Source organism: Mesorhizobium sp. M0598 (assembly GCF_040320865.1).
Classification (GTDB): domain Bacteria; phylum Pseudomonadota; class Alphaproteobacteria; order Rhizobiales; family Rhizobiaceae; genus Mesorhizobium.
Genome location: NZ_JAMYQL010000013.1, coordinates 20,920 through 39,012, shown reverse-complemented (window position 1 = coordinate 39,012; position 18,093 = coordinate 20,920). Strand labels below are relative to the sequence as shown.

The window sequence follows — 18,093 nt, the reverse complement described above, 5'->3', positions numbered from 1 at the left end:
GTGGAAAAGACCTGGAACAACAGAGCCTGGTTCCTAGTGCTGCCGGTGCTGCTGCTGGTGGCGTTCTCGGCGGTCATACCGCTGATGACGGTCGTCAATTATTCGGTGCAGGACACTTTCGGCAATAACGTCTTCTTCTGGGCCGGCACGGAATGGTTCGAGGAACTGCTTTCCTCCAGCCGCTTCTGGCAGGCGATGATCCGCAACCTTGTCTTCTCCTTCATCATCCTGGCGATCGAAGTGCCGCTCGGCATCTTCATTGCGCTCAATATGCCGAAGAAGGGTTGGGGCGTGCCTGTTTGCCTTGTTTTGATGGCGTTGCCGCTGCTGATCCCGTGGAACGTCGTCGGCACCATCTGGCAGGTGTTCGGGCGCAACGACATTGGCCTGCTCGGCTATTACGTCAACGCGCTCGGCATCGACTATAATTATGTGCAAGACCCATATGACGCCTGGGTCACGGTCATCATCATGGACGTCTGGCATTGGACCAGCCTCGTCGTTCTGCTCTGCTATGCCGGCCTGGTCTCGATCCCGGATGCCTTTTATCAGGCGGCCAAGATCGACGGTGCCTCGCGCTGGGCGGTGTTCCGTTACATCCAGCTGCCGAAGATGAACCGCGTGCTGCTGATCGCCGTGCTGCTGCGCTTTATGGATAGCTTCATGATCTACACCGAACCGTTCGTGGTGACCGGCGGCGGACCCGGCAACTCGACGACCTTTCTTTCGATCGATCTCGTCAAGACGGCGCTCGGCCAGTTCGACCTCGGCCCGGCGGCGGCGATGTCGCTGGTCTACTTCCTTATCGTCCTGTTGTTGTCATGGGTGTTCTACACCGTGATGACCAATTACGACGCGGAGCGCTGAGATGAGCCGCGCTGACGAAAGAGCCGACAGAGTGAGCGAGACGACAGCTTCGGAAGGGCTTGCCAGCACGCTACGGCAGGACGAGATCGCACGGCTGATGCGCCGTCGCGGCGAGGAGTCGCGCTGGTGGTGGATCGTGCCGACGCTCTACATCATCGTTCTGCTTTTGCCGATCTACTGGCTCATCAATATGAGCTTCAAGACCAATGGCGAGATCGTCTCGTCGCTGACGCTCTACCCGCACGCACCGACATTGGCGAATTACCGCACCATCTTCACCGACGCGTCCTGGTATTCGGGCTACATCAACTCGATCACCTATGTGGTTATGAACATGGTGATTTCGGTGGCTGCGGCACTGCCTGCTGCCTATGCCTTTTCGCGCTATCGCTTCCTCGGCGACAAGCATCTGTTCTTCTGGCTGCTGACCAACCGCATGGCGCCGCCGGCGGTGTTCGCGCTGCCATTCTTCCAGCTTTATTCGGCCTTCGGCCTTATCGACACCCACATCGCCGTGGCTCTGGCGCATTGCCTGTTCAACGTGCCGCTGGCGGTGTGGATCCTCGAAGGCTTCATGTCGGGCGTACCCAAGGAGATCGACGAGACCGCCTATATCGACGGCTATTCGTTCCCGCGCTTCTTCATCAAGATCTTCATGCCGCTGATTGCGAGCGGCATCGGCGTGGCGTGCTTCTTCTGCTTCATGTTCTCGTGGGTGGAGCTCTTGATCGCCCGTACGCTGACGACAACCGATGCCAAGCCGATCGCCGCGACCATGACCCGCACCGTTTCGGCCGCCGGCATGGATTGGGGGCTGCTCGCCGCAGCCGGCGTGCTGACGCTGATTCCCGGCGCGCTCGTCATCTGGTTTGTGCGCAACTACATCGCCAAGGGCTTTGCCCTGGGGAGGGTATGATGGAGCAGGTCGACAGAAGCCCATGGTGGTGGGCCGTGCTGCTTCTCGCCCTGGTCGTCGTGGCCTGGGTGGCACTTCAAATCGATTTCGTGGCAATAACGGTAGGCTTCAGCGATCCGGCTAATATCCGCCTGTGGGGATTTAACCTCTCGTCCAACCTCGATTTTTCGTGGATGGCTTGGACGTGGCCGACTGCGGCCTTCTTTGGAACCATCTTTCTGCTGCTTTGCGGCATGGCGGTGTGGGAATACGTCTCGCCGGGCGGCAATCCGCGCGTCGGCGTGCTGCGGTTCGAAACGACGCGTGGCGACCGCCTGTTCCTGTCGCTGCTTGGCAGCGCCTTTATCCATCTCGCTTGGCTGGGTCTAGTCGGACCCAATCTGTGGTGGGCTCTCGCTCTCTCCGTGGTCTACGCCGTCGGCGTGTTCCGCTACGTATAGAGGGGGAAACTGTTGGAACGGCGGCGTGCCGGCCGCCGATCCAGATCGCACTTTGAACTTTAACAGTGGAGGAAATACATGCGACGGCAATTCTTGACATCAACAACTGCGCTTGTCCTATTGCTCGGGGCAAGCAATGCCTATGCCGGAATGGACGAGGCCAAGGCCTTCCTCGATAAGGAAATCGGGCCCCTTTCGACGCTTTCGCGCGCCGACCAGGAAGCCGAGATGCAATGGTTCATCGATGCCGCGAAACCTTTCGCCGGCATGGATATCAAGGTGGTTTCCGAAACCATCGCCACGCATCAGTATGAATCGCAGGTGCTGGCGCCGGCCTTTACGGCCATCACCGGCATCAAGGTTACGCATGACGTCATCCAGGAAGGCGACGTCGTCGAGAAGATCCAGACCCAGATGCAGACCGGCCAGAACCTCTATGACGGCTGGGTCAACGATTCCGATCTGATCGGCACGCACTGGCGCTACCAGCAGGTGCGCAACCTGACCGACTGGATGGCAGGCGACGGCAAGGATGTCACCAACCCGAATCTCGACCTGAAGGATTTCATCGGCACTTCGTTCACCACCGCGCCCGACAAGAAACTCTACCAACTTCCCGACCAGCAGTTCGCCAACCTCTACTGGTTCCGTTACGACTGGTTCAACGACGAGAAGAACAAGGCGGACTTCAAGGCCAAATACGGCTACGACCTTGGCGTGCCGGTGAACTGGTCGGCCTATGAGGACATTGCAGCGTTCTTCACCGGGCGTGAGATCGACGGCAAGAAGGTCTACGGCCATATGGACTATGGCAAGAAGGACCCCTCGCTCGGCTGGCGGTTCACCGACGCCTGGCTGTCGATGGCCGGCAATGGCGACAAGGGCATTCCGAACGGTCTGCCCGTCGACGAATGGGGCATCAAGGTCGACGAGAATTCGCGTCCGGTCGGTTCCTGCACGGCGCGCGGCGGCGACACCAATGGTCCGGCTTCCGTCTATGCCATCCAGAAGTACCTCGATTGGCTGAAGGCCTATGCACCGGCGGAAGCCCAAGGCATGACCTTCTCCGAATCGGGGCCAGTTCCGGCGCAGGGCGCGGTTGCCCAGCAGATCTTCTGGTACACCGCCTTCACCGCCAGCATGGTCGACGCCAGCGCCAAGGCGGTGCTGAACGACGACGGCACGCCGAAGTGGCGCATGGCGCCGTCGCCGCATGGCGTCTACTGGAAGGACGGCATGAAGCTCGGCTATCAGGACGTCGGTTCCTGGACGCTGATGAAGTCGACGCCGACCGACCGCGCCAAGGCCGCCTGGCTCTACGCGCAGTTCGTCACCTCGAAGACGGTCGATGTGAAGAAGAGCCATGTCGGCCTGACCTTCATCCGCGAGAGCACGATCCACGACAAGAGCTTCACCGAACGTGCGCCAAAGCTCGGCGGCTTGATCGAGTTCTACCGCTCGCCGGCACGCGTCCAGTGGTCGCCGACCGGCACCAACGTGCCGGACTATCCGAAGCTGGCACAGCTCTGGTGGCAGGCGATCGGCGATGCTTCGTCGGGCGCCAAGAGCGCGCAAGAAGCAATGGACTCGCTCTGCGCCGAGCAGGAAAAGGTGATGAGCCGCATCGAGAAGTCGGGCGTCCAGGGCGATATTGGCCCGAAGATGGCCGAAGAGCATGACCTCGCCTACTGGAATGCGGACGCGGTCAAGAAGGGCAATCTCGCTCCTCAGCTCAAGATCGAGAACGAGAAGGAAAAGCCGGTCACCATCAACTACGACGAGCTGGTGAAGAGCTGGCAGCAATAGGACCGTTTGATGCGGGCGTCCGCGCCCGCATCGCCATGCTCAGGGGAGGCGGCATGTTGCCGTCTCCCCTGTTTGCGTGAACGGCTCCGCGCCATCTGGCGTCGAGACATCGTAGCACCTTGAATTCGCTTCGACGGGAGAGAGAATGACCGGATATATCCTTGCAATCGACCAGGGGACGACATCGAGCCGGGCGATCCTGTTCGACGACAAGATGATGGTCGTCGGCAGCGGGCAAAAGGAATTCACCCAATATTATCCGGCCTCCGGCTGGGTCGAGCACGATCCCGAGGAGATATGGGCAAGCGTCGTGGAAACGGTGAACGCCGCGCTGAAGACAGCCGGCCGCAACGCAGCGGAAGTCGCCGCGATCGGCATCACCAACCAGCGCGAAACCGTCGTCATCTGGGACAAGGAGACCGGCAAGCCGATCCACAACGCGATTGTCTGGCAGGACCGCCGCACCGCGCCGCTATGCCAGAAACTGAAGAAGCTGGGGCTGGAGAAGAAATTCACGAAAAAGACCGGCCTGCTGCTCGATCCCTATTTCTCCGGCACCAAGATCGCCTGGATGCTGGACAAGGTGAAGGGCGCCAGAAAACGCGCCGAGAAGGGCGAACTGCTGGCTGGCACCATCGACAGTTTCCTGATTTGGCGCCTGACTGGCGGCAAGGTCCACGCCACTGACGCCACCAATGCCTCACGCACACTGGTCTACAACATCGAACAAAACGCTTGGGACGACGAGCTGCTGGCCATTTTCGGCATACCTGCAAGAATGCTGCCGCAGGTGAAGGATTGTGCCGATGATTTTGGAATCACCGACAAAAGCCTGTTTGGTGCAGAGATCAGAATCCTCGGTGTGGCCGGCGACCAGCATGCGGCGGCGATCGGCCAGGCCTGTTTCGAACCGGGCATGATGAAATCCACCTACGGCACCGGTTGCTTCGCGCTGCTCAACACCGGAAGCGATCTGGTGCGTTCGAAGAACCGGCTTTTGACCACCATCGCCTACAGGCTGAACGGCAAGACCACCTATGCGCTGGAGGGCTCGATCTTTATCGCCGGCGCCGCCGTGCAATGGCTGCGGGACGGCATCAAAGTGATCGGCAAGGCCGAGCAGAGCGGCAAATTGGCGGCGGAAGCCGATCCAACGCAGAACGTCTATCTGGTGCCGGCTTTCGTCGGGCTCGGCGCACCGCACTGGGATGCCGAGGCGCGCGGCGCCATCTTCGGGCTGACCCGCAATTCGGGGCCGGCGGAATTTGCCCGCGCGGCACTGGAATCCGTTGCGTTCCAAACACGCGACCTGCTTGACGCCATGCGCAAGGACTGGAAGGCCGCCTCGGCCAAGACCGTGCTCAGGGTCGATGGCGGCATGGTGGCGTCGGACTGGACCATGCAGCGGCTGGCCGACATTCTCGATGCGCCGGTCGACCGGCCGACAATTCTCGAAACAACAGCACTCGGTGCGGCTTGGCTGGCCGGCTCGAAGGCGGGTGTCTGGCCGAAGGCCGCGGAATTCGCCAGGAGTTGGGCGCTCGAGCGCCGGTTCAAGCCGGACATGGATGCTTCGACACGTGCCGCCAAGCTGGCAGGTTGGCGCCACGCTGTGCGCAGGACGCTAAGTACGCAATAGGCAGGGATGCCGCCGGATTCGCACTAATGAAAAACCCGCGCCGTTTCGGGCGCGGGCTTGCAGCCTCTAATCTGGGACTCAGTAAGGCGACCGGCACTGCCGGCGCGGACCGTAGTTGGGCTGGTAAGTGTTGTCAGAAGCGCGATAGCTCCGATAACGGTCATAGCACCACTGCACGTGGGCATCGCCACGATAGACACGATTCTGGTTGACGATCGCGCCGGTAATCAGCGCTCCAGTAGCAAACGCAGCCAGCGGGAACCAGAAATCGCCGTGACGGCGATAGCCGCGACGATATTCGCGATAGCCGCGATGGCCACGCCAGTACATGCCGTCGTCACGCGAAAAATTGCGACGGAAATCGCGACGCGAGAAATCGCGATTGAAATTCCGGTGCCTCCGCCACGGCTCGTACTGGACGGTCTGGACATTCGAGGTGAGCCCCTGGGCAGGGGGCGCATAGCTGGGCTGAGCGTTGACTGGCACGATCTCCGCGGCAGCGAATGAGATCGAAAGGGTGGTCGCCAGCAGGCCCGACATGATCCTATTCATGATCTTCTCCTTGAAACGCGTGTCCCTTGTCGCGGAAAAACGGACAGGCTGCGCAAATTGTTCCGCCAAAAATCCCAAGTTGCTGATCTGCAAAGGTTCTCTCGATTCGCTGCTTGCGCTTGTCCCGCAAAGCGCGAGCTTCGGCCTTGCGCGAGAGGGAGGCCGTTCCGTCGACGCCGAAGCGCTCCGCAAGGCATGATGACACTGCAGGACAGTCCGGTTTGCGAGCCGTCTTTTTCCGGTTGACCGGCAGAGGCACTCTCCCTATGTTCCGCGCAATTTCGAGGGCGGCCTTTCTGAGCCCGCGGGAGCGCGTAGCTCAGCCGGTAGAGCAACTGACTTTTAATCAGTAGGTCATGGGTTCGAATCCCATCGCGCTCACCAAAATCAAGATTGTCCAACCCGGAGACATAGGTAACAGATTGTACCTAAGACATGGGTGACAACCTCGTGCCGAACGCATGCAGTGGCTTTAGCCGCCCGCTCCATCGTCCATCATCGTGCCGGTGAGCGCCTCATAGGCTCTGCTGCACAGCTGTGAATGCGGACAATCCTTCACGATAAGCACTGGCGCCACGGTGAGAACTGCTCCGGCAAGATTTGCAGGCAAAGACCGACGGCGCTTACCTTTCTGCCGAACACGCCGGCCAGGAAAAAGTAGAGACCCTGGGCCATGCAGGCTGCGGTCAGAATGCCCCGAAGCGTGCTGGTCGCTCTTGCGAAGGGCGTTATGTAGCCATCAGGAGAACCCAGCATGCCGAGATCGGCGGACCATTGCAGCGCCAGCATGACGCTCAGCGCTGACCAGACGAGGGCCGTCGTGCGAGTGAACAGCGTCTGCTTTGGCTTGTTGCTCGGATCGGCCATCGGGATCACGTCGGAATTGCGTGCCGGGACATGCGCAAGCTCTCGGTCAAATCAGCGAGACATTGCCGCCAGCATGGCGCTCGAGCCGTCCGGCTAGGTCGAGCTCCAGCAGCACCATGAACACTTGGGCGGGATGCAGGCCGGTGTGGCGGATGATCTCGTCGACTGCTACCGGCGTCGGGCCGAGCGCCTCGACGACGCGGTCGCGGTCGTCCTCGCGCGGCGGCGGCGTTGCCGAAAAGTCGGGCGGCTCCTCAAGCGGCGATGTCCTTGGGGCCCAGGCGCCGACCAGCGGGGCGATCGCACTGGTGATATCGGCGGCCTCGGTGACAAGGGTTGCGCCGTCCTTGAGCAGGCCATTGGCGCCGGCAGCGCGCGGATCGAGCGGCGAACCGGGAACGGCAAAGACCAGGCGGCCCATCTCGCCGGCAAGCCGGGCGCTGATCAGTGAGCCGGAGCGCTGTGCGGCCTCGACCACCACCAACCCTAATGCAGCACCCGCGACAAGCCGGTTGCGGCGCGGGAAATCCTGCGCGCGCGGCTGCCAGCCAAACGGCATTTCGGAGACGATGGCGCCGCCGCGCTCGGCAATCTCGTCGCACAGGCCGGCATTTTCGGGCGGGTAGGGCAAATCGAGGCCGCCGGCGAGCACGCCGATTGTGCCAGTCGCAAGGCTGCCATGGTGCGCGGCCGTATCGATGCCGCGCGCCAGGCCGGAGACGATGCCATAGCCGTCGCGGCCGAGATCCGCCGCCAGCATCCGCGCCATCTTGATGCCGGCCAGCGATGCGTTGCGAGCGCCGACGATGGCGACCGCTGGCAAGCGGAACACCGCGCTATTGCCCCTGACCGCGAGCAGCGGCGGCGGATGATCCATGCTTTTCATCAGCGGCGGATAATCCGCTTCGCCGATGCCGACGAAGCGGGCGCCAGCCCGCCGGGCGGTCTCCAGCTCCGCCTCGGTCTCGGCAATGGACGGGATGCGGACGATTTTTTTGGCGCCACCCGAAATCATCAGCTCGGGCAGCATCGATAGCGCTGCTTCGGCCGAACCGAACCGGTTGATCAGGTCGCGAAAGGAAGCCGGGCCGACATTCGGCGTGCGGATCAGACGAAGCCAGCTCAGCCGCTGCCGGTCGCTGAGGCGCGGCCCGGCGTCGGGCTCGCTCACTCCTTGGCCCCGATCTTACCCTCGGTGCCGGCAAGCAGCCGCGCAATGTTGGCGCGGTGCTTTACGATGACGATTAGGCTCATCGCCGCGAAAAGCCCGGCAATCTGCGGCGTGCTCAGGAAATACAGCGCCATGGGCACCACGACTGCTGCCGTCAGTGCCGCAAGCGAGGAGAAGCGGAACAGGAAGGCCACCGCCAGCCAGACGACGGCGAAGATCAGCGCCGCCTGCCAGGCAAGGCCGATCAGCACGCCAAGGTAAGTGGCGACACCCTTGCCCCCCTTGAAGCCGAGCCAGACCGGAAAGAGATGACCTAAAAACGCGCCGAAGCCGGCCCAAAGTCCGAACTCGGGCGCAAAGCGGCCTGCGATCAGCACCGCCGCGGTGCCTTTAAGGGCGTCGAGCAGAAGCGTGGCCGCGGCCAAGCTCTTGTTGCCGGTGCGCAGCACATTGGTGGCGCCGATGTTGCCGGAGCCGATGTTGCGCACGTCGCCGAGGCCGGCGGCACGGGTGATCAGCAGGCCAAACGGGATCGAGCCGAGAAGATAGCCGAACACCAATGCCAAGACGGGACTGTAAGCCATTGTTCCCCCGAACTTTCCTTGGCTGAGCGGATTTTAAGCCGTGACACCTGTTTTCGTCCTAGGCCGAAAACACTGTGCGGCCCGCCACCATCGTTTGCAAGACCTTGCCTTGCAGTCGTGCGCCTTCGAAACAGGTGTTTTTCGAGCGTGAGCGGATGCCGCTCTCGCTGACGACCCATGGCTCGTCCAGATCGACGAGCGAAAGGTCGGCCAATGCCCCCGGTTTCAGCGTGCCGCCGGGCAGGCCGAACAATCTTGCCGGCGCGGTCGACAGTGTCTCGACCAGCCGGAGCAGCGTCACGTCGCCATTGTGATAGAGCCGCAGCGCTGCGCCTAGCAGCGTTTCCAGGCCGATGGCGCCGGCCGCGGCATCGGCAAAGGGAAGGCGCTTGGTGTCGACGTCCTGCGGGTCGTGCGAGGAGACGATGAGATCGATGGTGCCGTCCTTGATCGCTTCGATCATCGCCAGCCGGTCTTCCTCGGCGCGCAGCGGCGGCGTCAGCCGGAAGAAGGTGCGGTACTCGCCGACATCATTCTCGTTGAGCGACAGATTGTGGATCGACACGCCTGATGTGACATTGGCGCCATCGGCTTTCGCGCGTGCTACCGCGCTTGCCGCCATAGCCGTCGAAATCTTGGCAGCGTGATAGGCGCCGCCGGTCAGGCGAGCCAACGCGAGATCGCGCTCCAAGGGGATCGATTCGGCTTCGCGCGGAATGCCGGCAAGGCCAAGCCAGCTTGCGTAAAGGCCTTCGTTCATCACGCCGGCCGAAGCGAGGTCGGCGTCTTGGGTTTCATGCGCGATGACGCCACCGAAATCGCGCGCATAGGTCAGCGCGCGGCGCATCACCAGCGCGCTGGCAATAGAATGCCGGCCATCGGTGAAGGCGACCGCGCCGGCCTCGCGCAGCAGGCCGAATTCGGTCATCTCGCGGCCTTCCAGCCCCTTGGTGATCGCTGCTGCCGGCAAGATGTTGACGATTGCGGTGTCCTTGGCGGTGCGCAGCACGAACTCGACCAGTGCGACATTGTCGATCACCGGGTCGGTATCGGGCATCATGACGATTGAGGTGACGCCGCCGGCCGCCGCAGCGATGCTCGCCGAAGCAATGGTCTCCCGGTGTTCGCCGCCGGGTTCGCCGATGAAGACGCGCGCGTCGATCAATCCGGGGATGATAGTCTTGCCGGCGCAGTCGATGATGGTGGCGCCGTCGGGCGCGCCCTGGTTCAAGGCCGCCTTGCCGGCGGCAACGATTTTGCGGCCTTCAACGATGACGGTGCCGACCTCATCGATGCCGCGCGACGGGTCGACGATGTGGGCCCGGCGGAAGACCGTAATGCTCATCAGGCGCGGCCCTCGTGATTTCGACGGGGGTCGAGCAGCGCTTCCATAACCGCCATGCGCACGGCGACGCCCATCTCAACCTGTTCCTGGATAACGCTTTGCGGGCCGTCGGCGATCTCGGAGGCGATCTCGACGCCGCGGTTCATCGGGCCGGGATGCATGACCAGCGCACCGTCCTTGGCCGCCTTCAGCTTCTCCGCGTCGAGGCCGAAATAGCGGAAATATTCGCGCACCGACGGTACGAAAGCGCCTTCCATGCGTTCGCGCTGCAGGCGCAGCATCATTACCACGTCGGCGTCCTTCAGACCCTCGGCCATGGAACGTGTGACGATGACGCCCATCTTCTCGATGCCGGCGGGCAAAAGCGTCGAAGGGGCGACGACCCTGACCTGGGCACCAAGCGCGTTGAGCAGGATGATGTTGGAGCGGGCCACGCGCGAATGCAGGATGTCGCCGCAGATCGCCACGATCAGCTTCGACAACGGACCCTTGACGCGGCGGATGGTCAGTGCGTCGAGCAGCGCCTGGGTAGGGTGCTCATGGGCGCCGTCGCCGGCATTGACCACCGAACAGCCGACTTTTTGGGCAAGAAGTGCTGCCGCGCCGGCCGCTTGATGGCGGATGATCAATATGTCGGGACGCATGGCATTCAGCGTCATCGCCGTATCGATCAGCGTCTCGCCCTTTTTCACCGACGAACTCGCTACGGACATGTTCATGACGTCGGCGCCGAGCCGTTTGCCGGCCAGCTCGAATGACGATTGCGTACGGGTCGAGGCTTCGTAGAAGAGATTGATCTGGGTGCGGCCGCGCAGCGTCGATGTCTTCTTGTCCGACTGCCGCGAGATGGCAACGGCCCTGTCCGCCCGGTCGAGCAGAAGCTCGATGTCGGCAGGGGAAAGATCGCGGATGCCCAGAAGATGGCGGTGGGGATAAAGCGGCAGGGACGATGCGTCGGTCATCTCAAGTCGCTGCTATAGGGGGGAGGCTCCGCGGCTGCAAGCACCGGCTTGGGATTGGATTGGTTCTCCCCGGTATTTTCGTCGCGCGCCGCTGGCCATAGGCTATAAACCGCCTTGGCTTTGGATTCGCAGCCTTCAGGTGATAAGGACGAAGCGTGACTGACGACGTGACCAACCAGCCGCCGCCGCTGGCCGGCGGCAACGCCTGGCGGGGCGATCCGTTGCTTATCCAGCTTGCCGAGCGCTTTTCCGATCCGGTGCGCAAGGACCTCGACGGGCTTGGCCGTTTCGTTCTGACCCATGAGGCGCAGGAACTGGCCCGTCTTGCCAATGTCGAGATGCCGAAGCTCAGGACCCATGACCGCCAGGGCCGGCGCGTCGACCAGGTCGAGTTCCATCCCGCCTATCACGCGCTCATGCGCCGCTCTGTTGCCAACGGGCTGCATTCGTCGGTCTGGGAGAATGGCGACGCCGAGATCGGCCGCCGCCACCAGGTGCGCGCTGCACGCTTTTACCTCACGGCTGAGCTCGAGACCGGACATCTCTGCCCGATCACCATGACCAGCGCTTCGCTGGCAGCGCTGATGGCCAGCCCGAAGCTGTTTCGCGAATGGGCGCCTCGGGTGACGACGCGCAAATACGATCAAAGCCAAAAGCCTCCGGTCGAAAAAGCCGGGCTGACACTCGGCATGGGCATGACCGAGAAGCAAGGCGGCACCGATGTCCGTGCCAACGTCACCAGGGCCGAGCGCGCGGGCAGCGGGTTTTATCGCCTGACCGGCCACAAATGGTTCATGTCGGCGCCGATGTCGGATGCCTTCCTGGTGCTCGGACAGGCGCCGGAGGGACTGTCGTGCTTTCTCGTTCCCCGCCTGCTCGGCGACGGATCCGGCAACGGCTTCCGCTTTCAGCGGCTGAAGGACAAGCTCGGCAACCGCTCCAATGCCTCGTCGGAGGTGGAATTCGTCAATGCCATCGGCGAGATGGTCGGCGAGCCGGGCGCGGGCGTGAAGACGATCATGGACATGGTGACCCTGACGCGGCTCGACTGTGCCGTCGCCTCATCGGCGATCATGCGAGCCGGACTGGCCGAGGCCGTCCACCACACGCGCCACCGCAAGGTGTTTGGAACCAATCTGGTCGAGCAGCCGCTGATGCAGCGTGTGCTGGCCGATATGGCGCTCGACGTTGCCGCCGCTACCGCGCTGTCGTTCCGGCTGGCGCGCTCCTTCGACGAGGCGGCCGGCGACCGCGGCGAGGCGGCCTTCGCCCGCGCCATGACGCCGGTCGTCAAATACTGGGTCTGCAAGATTGCGCCGCCGCTGCTCTATGAAGCGATGGAGTGCCTCGGCGGCAATGGCTATGTCGAGGAGGGGCCGCTCGCCCGCTACTATCGCGAAGCTCCGGTCAACGCGATCTGGGAGGGATCCGGCAACGTCATGGCGCTCGACGTGCTACGTGTGCTGGGGCGTGCACCCGGCCTGTTCGATGACGTGCTGGCCGGCATCGACCGCGATCTCGGCGCCGGCGGACGCGGCACCGTCGGCGTGCTCAAGGCGGCAATGCAGGTCGCTGCAACCGACGAGGGCTCGGCGCGGCTCTTGACCGAGCAATTGGCATTGTCGGCGGCGGCGGCAGAGCTTCGCAGGCTGGGGGCAGGGCGGATCGCCGACGCCTTCGTCGAAACGCGCCTCGCCGGCCAGTGGCGCAATACCTATGGCATGATCGATTCCCGCCATGATGCGCGCATGATCATCGATACGCTCTACCCGCCGATCAACTAAGGGCCGTCGCCCAATTCGCTGCCGCTCTCGTGACCCTGTGGATGGCCGTTAACCTTAACGAATGGTTTCCATTGCGGCGGCCGGTGGCAAAGCCCAATGTTATGGTTAAGGCAAGGATTGTTCAGCTGAGCGGCTTTGCCCTGCGAAGCAGGAGCGTCATGCGGCATATTCTGAGCTCTTTTCTGGCATTGCATTGGGCGGCCGTTTTCGCCCTGCTGGCGTTCATTTGCATCGACGGGAATCGAGGCGTGGCGACGGCCCTTGGCGTACTGGGCGTTCCCGTCCAGAATACTCGATTTGCCGATCTCGAAAACGCCGTCGTTGTGGCGCCGCTCGCCGTGGCACTGCTTGTCGTCGCGGTGCTGTTCTGCTGGGCCTTTGTTGAAGCACTGACCAGCGACAGGACCAACCCGGATTCCGCCGATAGCGTCACGCGAATCGCCTTCATTTCCGCCTTGGGCGTGCTGTCGCTGATCGTCATCGGCGGCGCCGCGCAAGGCATCAATGGGCTGTTCATGATTGTCGCGGTGCAATTGGCGGCACTTCTGGCGTCCTATGTCGCGATGCTCGCGGAGCGGCGGTCGACCGTTGCCGCGGCAGTTCCAGGGACCGGCGAAATCCGAGCGGCCGCGCATGTCATGGCCAAGGCAGCGGCGCATAATTCCTCGCTTGCCCGCATTTCCGGCCGGCTGGATTCGAGGGATGACCGCTGATGCGCACCTTGTTCGCGCTGTGGGCGGCTCCGCTCCTCTTGTTTTGGGGCTGGTTCTTTCTGTCGCTCAACGACATCAATTTCGGCTATGTCATGCTGAGCCGCCAATTACACGATCTCGTCTTCCAGCTCTATGGACAGATGCTCGGCGTTGATCCGGCGCTTATTCCGGGCATGGTGGCGAAAGCTTGCGTGTTCGATGGGCTGCTGCTGGTGGCGTTCTGGGCATTTCGCCGCCGCAAGGCGATTGGTGGCTGGATCACGGCGATGCGCAACCGCTATTTCGACCAGGCATCGACGCCGAGCGCCTGAAGCCGGTCGAGAACACCTTGGAGGATAAAAGCGGCCGCCGCAGAATCGATCTTGCCGGCGCGTTTCTTGCGGGAAAAATCCATCTCGATCAGCGTCCGCTCGGCCGCCACCGTCGACAGTCGTTCGTCCCAAAAGAGGAAGGGCAGATCGGTCAATCCAGCCATATTGCGCACGAAAGCGCGGGATTTTTGGGCGCGCGGGCCTTCGGAGCCGTCCATGTTGATGGGGAGGCCGATCACCACGGCGCCGGCATTTTCCTTCTGTAGCAGAGCGAGCAGCACTGCGGCATCGAGCGAGAATTTCCTGCGCATGATGACGGGGCGCGGGTGGGCGAACGACAAGCCGCGGTCGGAAACCGCCATGCCGATTGTCTTGTCGCCGAGGTCGAGACCGGCCAGGGTCTTGCCGCCGCCGAGCCGGGCCGGCAAGTCCTCGATGGTGATGATGCCCAACGGCTTTTCCTTTGACCGCGACGCCGCACGTCCTATACGCGCAAAGCGTGCGCGGCACTTTAATTTCGCCGTCGGCGTTCTATCCTCTACCGAAGCAAAAATCGAGGAAAGCATTGATGAAACTGACCTGGTACGGACATTCGGCATTCCGAATCGAAATCGAAGGCGCGAAAATCCTCATCGACCCCTATCTGGTCGGCAATCCGTCATGGACGGGCGGCTGGGAAGGGCCGGCCGAAGGGATCACGCACGTGTTGCTCACCCATGGCCACAGCGACCACATCAGCGGCGCCATCGAAGTGCTCAAGAAGAGCGGCGCGATGCTGGTCGCCAATTTCGAGATTTGCATGTACCTGGTCGGCAAGGGCGTCGGTGACAAGCAGATCAATCCCGGCAATATCGGCGGCACCGTCGATTGCGGCGGCTTCACCACCACCTTCGTTCAGGCTCTGCATTCATCGTCCTTTCCGGGCGAGGGTGGCCAGAATACCTATCTCGGCAATCCGGGTGGGCTCGTCCTGCACTTTCCCGAGGACAAGACGCTTTATCATATGGGCGACACCGACATTTTTTCCGACATGGCGCTGATCAACGAGTTGCACGAACCGAAGATCGGCATCGTGCCGATCGGCGACCGCTTCACCATGGGTGGCGCGGTAGCAGCCCTTGCCTGCCAGCGTTTCTTCAAGTTCGAGACGGTCGTTCCCGCTCATTTCGGCACATTTCCGATGATCGATCAGACCGCCGACAAATTCGTGGCCGCGCTGGATGGATCGGGTGTGAAAGTTGCGTTGCCGAAGATCGGCGAGACGATTACGCTGTAAAGAAAGCCGGTCCGGAACGATACGATGCGCTTGAGAAATTGTCTTTGCATTTCCATGCTGGTTGCCGCGTCGCCGACGCTGGCCGCGGAAAATTTCATCGAGGGCGTCTATCTGCAATCGGAGGACCTCTGCGCGCAGGCCAAAAAGGATACGCTGCAGACGGTGATCGAGGGCGGCAATATCGTGCTGTCGGCAAATGGCCTGGAGAGCATCGAATATAATTGTGAATTCCTGCAGATCACCAAAGCGACACGCTCACCAAGCTGGGCGGTGACCGCTATATGCCAGGAGCCGGGCTACGTCTTTCCCGATGTTCTCTCACTGACACAGATGAGCCCGAAGCAGATCGACCTGGTATCGGTTCGGCCTGCCGCCGACGAAGGCGAGCAGAGCGGCAACGGCGGCAGTTATTTCCTCTGCGACGGCGTGGCGATGCCATAGGGCAGTTGAAGGCACGATGCATGTTGCGCGGCACGCGCCGCGCCGCTATAGCGCTGGTTTTCCCCGAGGCACAAACATGTCCGTTGATATAAAAACCGTGAAGCGCGTCGCGCATCTTGCCCGCATTGCGGTGAGCGAGGAGGATGCAGAGCGCATGACCGGCGAATTGAATGCCATTTTGGGCTTTGTCGAGCAGTTGAACGAGGTCGATGTTTCCGGCGTCGAGCCGATGACCTCAGTCACGCCGATGGCAATGAAAAAGCGCCAGGACGTCGTCACCGACGGCGGCAAGGCAGCCGACATCGTCGCCAATGCACCGGCGACCGAAGAGAATTTCTTCCTTGTGCCGAAGGTCGTGGAGTAGCAGGCCGATGGCAATCGACATCGCGGCTGAGACGCCGCTGCAGGACGATGTGCGTGGGCTGGTCGAGGAGCTCAACGCCACATTGCTGGAGCTGACGCCGCCGGAGCATTGCTACCATTTGACGGTCGAGCAGATGGCGGACCGCGACACGACCGTCTTCATCGCCCGCGACAACGGCCTTGCCATCGGTTGCGGCGCACTGAAGCGCCACGATGCTGTCGTAGGCGAGGTCAAGCGCATGTATACGCGACCTTCGCATCGCGGCCACAAGATCGGCGCGAAGATTGTCGAGCGTATCGAGGCGCTGGCGCGCCAAGAAGGGCTTAAGCGTCTGGTGCTGGAGACGGGCGACCGTCATCCCGCCGCCTGGACCGTCTACGAACGCGCCGGTTTTTCGCGTTGCGGCCCGGTACTGGATTATCCCGATTCCGAGTGGTCGGTGTTTTACGAAAAGAGCCTTGCCTGATGAGCGACCTTACCCAGCTGACGATTTCGCAGGCCCGCGCCAAATTGCGCTCCAGGGAGATCACCGCCACCGAAATCACCGAGGCTTATCTATCGGCGGTCGAGCGAGCCAATCCGGCGCTCAATGCCTACGTGGTGGTCACCGACGACAAGGCGCGCGACATGGCCAAGGCCTCCGACGCGAAACTGGCCAAGGGCGAGGGCGGGTCGCTCGAGGGTATCCCGCTCGGCATCAAGGATTTGTTCGGCACCGAAGGCGTCCACACCCAGGCCTGCAGCCATGTGCTGGACGGCTTCAAGCCGCGCTACGAATCGACGGTCACCGCCAATCTGTGGGCGGATGGTGCCGTCATGCTCGGCAAACTCAACATGGACGAGTTCGCCATGGGCTCGTCCAACGAGACCTCGTATTACGGGCCGGTCATCAACCCGTGGCGGCGTTCGCGCCTCGACACGGTGGTGATGCCGACGACGCATCAGGGCGAGGGCGGCTTCGTTTCGGCGGGCGGCACCAGGACCGCGCGCACGTTGGACAATGCCCAACTGGTGCCGGGCGGTTCGTCCGGTGGCTCCGCATCAGCGGTCTCGGCCTTCCTGTGCGCCGGCGCCACCGCCACCGATACCGGCGGCTCGATCCGCCAGCCCGCCGCCTTCACTGGCACAGTCGGCATCAAGCCGACCTATGGCCGCTGCTCGCGCTGGGGGATCGTAGCCTTCGCCTCGTCGCTCGACCAGGCCGGGCCGATCGCGCGCGACGTCCGCGACGCCGCGATCCTGTTGAAGTCGATGGCTTCGGTCGACCCGAAGGACACGACGTCCGTCGACCTGCCGGTGCCGGACTACGAGGCGGCGATCGGCCGCCCGATCAGGGGCATGAAGGTCGGCATTCCCAAGGAATATCGTGTCGACGACATGCCCGCGGAGATTGAGGCGCTGTGGCAGAAAGGCATTGCCTGGCTGCGGGATGCTGGTGCCGAGATCGTCGATATCTCGCTGCCGCATACCAAATACGCGCTGCCGGCCTATTACATCGTGGCGCCGGCCGAAGCCTCGTCCAACCTCGCCCGTTACGACGGCGTCCGCTATGGCTTGCGCGTGCCCGGCAAGGACATTGTCGATATGTATGAAAAGACCCGCGCCGCCGGCTTCGGGCGGGAGGTCAAGCGCCGCATCATGATCGGCACCTATGTGCTTTCCGCCGGCTACTACGATGCCTACTATCTACAGGCGCAGAAGGTTCGAACCCTGATCAAGCGTGACTTCGAAAATGTGTTTGCAGCAGGCGTCGACGTCATCCTGACGCCGGCAACGCCTTCCGCCGCCTTCGGCATCGCCGACGAGGACATGGCCGCCGACCCGGTCAAGATGTATCTCAACGACATTTTTACGGTGACGGTGAACATGGCCGGCCTGCCCGGCATAGCGGTTCCGGCTGGGCTCGACGCCAAGGGGCTGCCGCTCGGCCTGCAGCTGATCGGCCGGCCCTTCGACGAGGAAACGCTGTTCCAGACCGCCCATGTCATCGAAAAGGCGGCCAGCACATTTCAGCCGGAAAAATGGTGGTAAGATCGTTTCTCATCTGAGGGGGGT

20 protein-coding genes and 1 tRNA gene are annotated in these 18,093 nt (G+C 62.4%); 14 read left to right on the top strand and 7 right to left on the bottom strand.

Translation table 11 applies throughout. From position 1 onward, the window contains the following. The 5 genes from NKI59_RS17870 (at position 1) to glpK (ending at position 5,668) form a co-directional block, all read left to right on the top strand. A complete protein-coding gene (locus tag NKI59_RS17870) occupies positions 1 to 867 on the top strand; it encodes a carbohydrate ABC transporter permease (protein ID WP_023674893.1) in 867 nt (288 codons plus the stop codon). A 1-nt stretch (position 868) separates the two neighbouring features. Beyond that, positions 869 to 1,783, top strand: a complete 915-nt coding sequence (locus tag NKI59_RS17865; protein ID WP_352523506.1) for a carbohydrate ABC transporter permease — start codon at positions 869 to 871, stop codon at positions 1,781 to 1,783. A gap of 173 nt (positions 1,784 to 1,956) precedes the next feature. Next, positions 1,957 to 2,223, top strand: coding sequence for a DUF2160 domain-containing protein (locus NKI59_RS17860; RefSeq protein WP_031193610.1), 267 nt, complete (start codon positions 1,957 to 1,959; stop codon positions 2,221 to 2,223). Positions 2,224 to 2,301: 78 nt separating this feature from the next. Then, the gene (locus tag NKI59_RS17855; RefSeq protein WP_352682868.1) at positions 2,302 to 4,029 is read left to right on the top strand and encodes an ABC transporter substrate-binding protein; all 1,728 of its coding nucleotides are present in this window, start codon (positions 2,302 to 2,304) and stop codon (positions 4,027 to 4,029) included. 145 nt (positions 4,030 to 4,174) lie between these two features. Continuing rightward, positions 4,175 to 5,668 carry a glycerol kinase GlpK gene (gene glpK / locus NKI59_RS17850; protein WP_352705715.1) on the top strand — a complete coding sequence of 498 codons (1,494 nt, stop codon included), beginning with the start codon at positions 4,175 to 4,177 and terminating at the stop codon, positions 5,666 to 5,668. A gap of 78 nt (positions 5,669 to 5,746) precedes the next feature. On the opposite strand, the gene NKI59_RS17845 is transcribed toward glpK, so the two are convergent. Continuing rightward, a complete protein-coding gene (locus tag NKI59_RS17845; RefSeq protein ID WP_023674898.1) occupies positions 5,747 to 6,220 on the bottom strand; it encodes a BA14K family protein in 474 nt (157 codons plus the stop codon). A gap of 308 nt (positions 6,221 to 6,528) precedes the next feature. On the opposite strand from NKI59_RS17845, the gene NKI59_RS17840 reads away from it, so the two are divergent. Next, positions 6,529 to 6,604: transfer RNA gene (locus NKI59_RS17840), tRNA-Lys, on the top strand. 171 nt (positions 6,605 to 6,775) lie between these two features. Here the strand turns inward: NKI59_RS17840 and NKI59_RS17835 are convergent. The 5 genes from NKI59_RS17835 to NKI59_RS17815 are packed head-to-tail and all read right to left on the bottom strand — an operon-like array spanning position 6,776 to position 11,149. Further along, a complete protein-coding gene (locus tag NKI59_RS17835) occupies positions 6,776 to 7,087 on the bottom strand; it encodes a hypothetical protein (protein WP_352705712.1) in 312 nt (103 codons plus the stop codon). A gap of 46 nt (positions 7,088 to 7,133) precedes the next feature. Next, the gene (dprA, locus tag NKI59_RS17830) at positions 7,134 to 8,258 is read right to left on the bottom strand and encodes a DNA-processing protein DprA (RefSeq protein WP_352682862.1); all 1,125 of its coding nucleotides are present in this window, start codon (positions 8,256 to 8,258) and stop codon (positions 7,134 to 7,136) included. Beyond that, on the bottom strand, positions 8,255 to 8,842 hold the full coding sequence (gene plsY / locus NKI59_RS17825; protein ID WP_352682860.1) for a glycerol-3-phosphate 1-O-acyltransferase PlsY: 588 nt from the start codon (positions 8,840 to 8,842) through the stop codon (positions 8,255 to 8,257). The genes dprA and plsY overlap by 4 nt, the downstream gene beginning before the upstream one ends. A 58-nt stretch (positions 8,843 to 8,900) precedes the next feature. Further along, on the bottom strand, positions 8,901 to 10,187 hold the full coding sequence (locus tag NKI59_RS17820; protein ID WP_352540579.1) for a dihydroorotase: 1,287 nt from the start codon (positions 10,185 to 10,187) through the stop codon (positions 8,901 to 8,903). Continuing rightward, the gene (locus NKI59_RS17815; protein ID WP_352705709.1) at positions 10,187 to 11,149 is read right to left on the bottom strand and encodes an aspartate carbamoyltransferase catalytic subunit; all 963 of its coding nucleotides are present in this window, start codon (positions 11,147 to 11,149) and stop codon (positions 10,187 to 10,189) included. The genes NKI59_RS17820 and NKI59_RS17815 overlap by 1 nt, the downstream gene beginning before the upstream one ends. 155 nt (positions 11,150 to 11,304) lie before the next feature. Here NKI59_RS17815 and NKI59_RS17810 point away from each other — a divergent pair, with 155 nt between their 5' ends. From NKI59_RS17810 to NKI59_RS17800, 3 genes are all read left to right on the top strand, one after another. Continuing rightward, entirely contained in the window at positions 11,305 to 12,933 is a 1,629-nt protein-coding gene (locus NKI59_RS17810; protein ID WP_352705707.1) for a DNA alkylation response protein, read from the top strand. A 158-nt stretch (positions 12,934 to 13,091) separates the two neighbouring features. Continuing rightward, positions 13,092 to 13,646 (top strand): hypothetical protein, encoded by a 555-nt coding sequence (locus NKI59_RS17805; protein WP_352568709.1) that lies wholly within the window; start codon positions 13,092 to 13,094, stop codon positions 13,644 to 13,646. Further along, complete coding sequence (locus tag NKI59_RS17800; protein WP_352455732.1) at positions 13,646 to 13,957, top strand: DUF6105 family protein; 312 nt, start codon at positions 13,646 to 13,648, stop codon at positions 13,955 to 13,957. The genes NKI59_RS17805 and NKI59_RS17800 overlap by 1 nt, the downstream gene beginning before the upstream one ends. Here the strand turns inward: NKI59_RS17800 and ruvX are convergent. Continuing rightward, entirely contained in the window at positions 13,924 to 14,409 is a 486-nt protein-coding gene (gene ruvX / locus NKI59_RS17795; RefSeq protein WP_352705705.1) for a Holliday junction resolvase RuvX, read from the bottom strand. The two genes, NKI59_RS17800 and ruvX, sit on opposite strands and share 34 nt — an antisense overlap. Before the next feature lie 116 nt (positions 14,410 to 14,525). Between ruvX and NKI59_RS17790 the strand changes: the two genes are divergently transcribed. From NKI59_RS17790 to NKI59_RS17770, 5 genes are all read left to right on the top strand, one after another. After that, complete coding sequence (locus NKI59_RS17790) at positions 14,526 to 15,233, top strand: metal-dependent hydrolase (RefSeq protein ID WP_352705702.1); 708 nt, start codon at positions 14,526 to 14,528, stop codon at positions 15,231 to 15,233. 24 nt (positions 15,234 to 15,257) lie between these two features. Further along, positions 15,258 to 15,674, top strand: coding sequence for a hypothetical protein (locus NKI59_RS17785; RefSeq protein WP_502901076.1), 417 nt, complete (start codon positions 15,258 to 15,260; stop codon positions 15,672 to 15,674). 76 nt (positions 15,675 to 15,750) lie between these two features. Then, positions 15,751 to 16,038 carry an Asp-tRNA(Asn)/Glu-tRNA(Gln) amidotransferase subunit GatC gene (gatC, locus tag NKI59_RS17780; RefSeq protein ID WP_023674910.1) on the top strand — a complete coding sequence of 96 codons (288 nt, stop codon included), beginning with the start codon at positions 15,751 to 15,753 and terminating at the stop codon, positions 16,036 to 16,038. Between the two features lie 7 nt (positions 16,039 to 16,045). Further along, positions 16,046 to 16,504: a GNAT family N-acetyltransferase gene (locus NKI59_RS17775; RefSeq protein ID WP_352448798.1), complete on the top strand. Its 459-nt coding sequence runs from the start codon at positions 16,046 to 16,048 to the stop codon at positions 16,502 to 16,504. After that, positions 16,504 to 18,069, top strand: coding sequence for an amidase (locus tag NKI59_RS17770; protein ID WP_352682848.1), 1,566 nt, complete (start codon positions 16,504 to 16,506; stop codon positions 18,067 to 18,069). The genes NKI59_RS17775 and NKI59_RS17770 overlap by 1 nt, the downstream gene beginning before the upstream one ends. Positions 18,070 to 18,093: the final 24 nt, after the last annotated feature.